The 2,373-nt window shown below is 57.4% G+C and carries 2 protein-coding genes; both read right to left on the bottom strand.

The annotated features are described in order from the left end of the window. Positions 1-910: 910 nt before the first annotated feature. Positions 911-1,342, bottom strand: coding sequence for a site-specific integrase (locus DWA33_RS24795; RefSeq protein WP_244601397.1), 432 nt, complete (start codon positions 1,340-1,342; stop codon positions 911-913). A 142-nt stretch (positions 1,343-1,484) separates the two neighbouring features. Then, on the bottom strand, positions 1,485-2,276 hold the full coding sequence (locus DWA33_RS24790; protein WP_114361128.1) for a DUF3825 domain-containing protein: 792 nt from the start codon (positions 2,274-2,276) through the stop codon (positions 1,485-1,487). Positions 2,277-2,373 lie beyond the last annotated feature (97 nt).

Here is a 2,373-nt window from a genome sequence, read left to right as displayed (position 1 = left end):
GACAGCGCGCTCGCTCGCGGCTTGCTCGCGCCTCGTCATCCCGAGGGGTCCCTTTTGGACGCCGATACGGGGTCCCGATCCAATGCCGATTGACAGGCGGTTTCCTGGCTGCCTGGACAATCGCCTATGGTGGCGTACAGGCTGTTGCACCCAGCCTCGTGACGCGAAGCAGCGACGGCCTCAGCCGCGAAGTCCCAGCAGCACGGTACTGGGCTGCTGGGCTGGCCGCAATTCCGATGACGCTGGCACTTGGGATGATCTTGGTTGACGTTGCTCGGCTCGACCTGCTCCTGGTGGTAGGGTTGGCATTGTTTGGCCTGCCATTCGCGGTGAACTCCTCGCTGCACTCCTATCTGATCCTAGCCTATGCGAGATCGGAGAAGGCCGCGGGACGTTGGCTTCTACTACGCTGCCAACGCCGTCGGACGTCTACTGGGGATTGTGCTGTCCGGTGCGCTCTACCAGCTCGCCGGCATCGTTGGCTGCCTCATCGGATCGGCGGCCATGCTGCTGCTTAGCTGGCTGATAACGCTCGCGCTCCCGCTGGACGAACGCGCGACACCTGCCGAACAGCAACCAGCTTGAGCCGCCTGGCCCATTTGGCCCGAGCAAACTGCCGCGGCACACGAATTGGTTCACTTCGAATGCACGATGTCAGCTGATCACATCGGCGAAGGCCGAACGAGACGCTTCCGAGAGATTGAACCACAAGCCATCGCGAAGCACGACCGTCCGCTCATGGCCCAAGTCAGACATTCGTAGTTTGCTTGACCGAATGCCCGCTTTCGATGTGGAGCAAACCCGCTGATGTGGGCACAGTCGGAGGGCATTGGCACCAAGGGCTGACCAACATTCAATCCGACGGTGTTTGCCGTTGCCGTCCGCTCGCTGCGGGCAGGCAATCTGAGCGTCAGGCCTTCGCTTCAATGAGGGCGTCATTCGGAAACAGCCTCGATCTCTGCTCAGCAGGTGTCGGATTCAAGTACCTCATGAGCACGGCCACCGTCTTGTGACCGCTCTGCCGCATCAGCGTCTTCAGATCGGCTCCCCTCGCTGCCATCCTCGACAAGGCCTCGTGCCGTAGGTCGTGAATCCTCAAGTCCTGACACCCTGCCCTGACCCTGATCTCATTCCGCCAGGCGTCTTTGGCGACCCAGACCGTGAAGCGGAAGACCTTGCTGTCGGCAGGCTCCCCGTCCGTCAATTCGAGCAGACCGGCGTAGGCTCGATCCGAAAGCGCAACGTGCCGCGCGCTGCCGTTCTTCGAGTCGGGAATGTGGACAAATCCGTACTCCCGTCGGATCCAGGCGCATTCGATCGAGACTGCCTCTCCAAGCCGCATTCCAGTGTCGAGGAGCAGCGGAAAGAGTGCGCGCCAACAGGTGCGGCAATCTCTGGCAGCGCTGCCCGGTCGACGTCTTTCGATAGTTGGGGTATCGCGACAAACGAAACAGTGCGGCGCGCGTCTCAATCGTTCGGATCGACTAACGCGACCCCTCTCTTCGGAACGACCTCTTGCCATTTTCGACTTCAACGTCTCTTGGCTCAAGCCATTCTTCATCTGGCCGAGCGATTAGACGTGCATTGTTGTAAGCATCCGCCAAGCTTAATGCCGTCGATCCGTAATAGCCCTCCCCTTCTTTATTGATTACCAGCGCAAGGTCCGCCTGTCTGTCGTCAGACAAACAAAGAGGCAACAACAACTGAATTTTCCCGAGGTGAAATTGGGGAATGGCAGTTTTGTAGTTGCGCTTGACACGCTTCTTTGCACGATCGATGGCACCGTGCAAGGCATTCACAAGAAGCCCCTCATCATCCCGGAACTTTGCGGGGACCCGCCTTCGATTATCAGTTATGATGTGATCGATGTCATACTCCAATTCTAAGCGCGTATCGTAGATTAAGTCCGCTGAATCGGTATAGTAGCTTGCAAGGTCTGCCTTTGCCCCACGCAACTTGCGCTCGGACTCCTCCACAAAGCTATGCAATGTCCACTTCTGCTCCACCTGAGGTGTTCGAGTCGGGTAGAATAGAGCATAGATCTCCTTCTGAAAATGTGTAGCCAATCCAGTGTTCGCAATCGCAAAATCGCCGTCCTTATTCTTGACTACTTTGAATTTTTGCTCATCGGCAATGCGGCAGAGAGTATAAATGAGATAGTTTTCCAAGACGGGAAATCGCTCGTCAGTGGTTTGAGCAATATTCTCACTGGGCACTTGGGGAGAGCCCTTGGACCGCGATTTGATGATAGCCCTGTAGTCCCACTGCTCCGGCATTGTGAACCGCCCCGGGTTTGCCGGAGGCCGTTTGGTTTAAGTTATGCCGCCATGTCGGGCTGTTCCATCATGGCGTAGTAGCGTTGCTCTGCTTCGG

The sequence above is a fragment of the Rhodopseudomonas pentothenatexigens genome (assembly GCF_900218015.1).
GTDB classification, from domain to species: domain Bacteria; phylum Pseudomonadota; class Alphaproteobacteria; order Rhizobiales; family Xanthobacteraceae; genus Rhodopseudomonas; species Rhodopseudomonas pentothenatexigens.
Note: the sequence above shows the minus strand (reverse complement) of the source record. Positions and strands in the feature narration are given on the sequence as shown.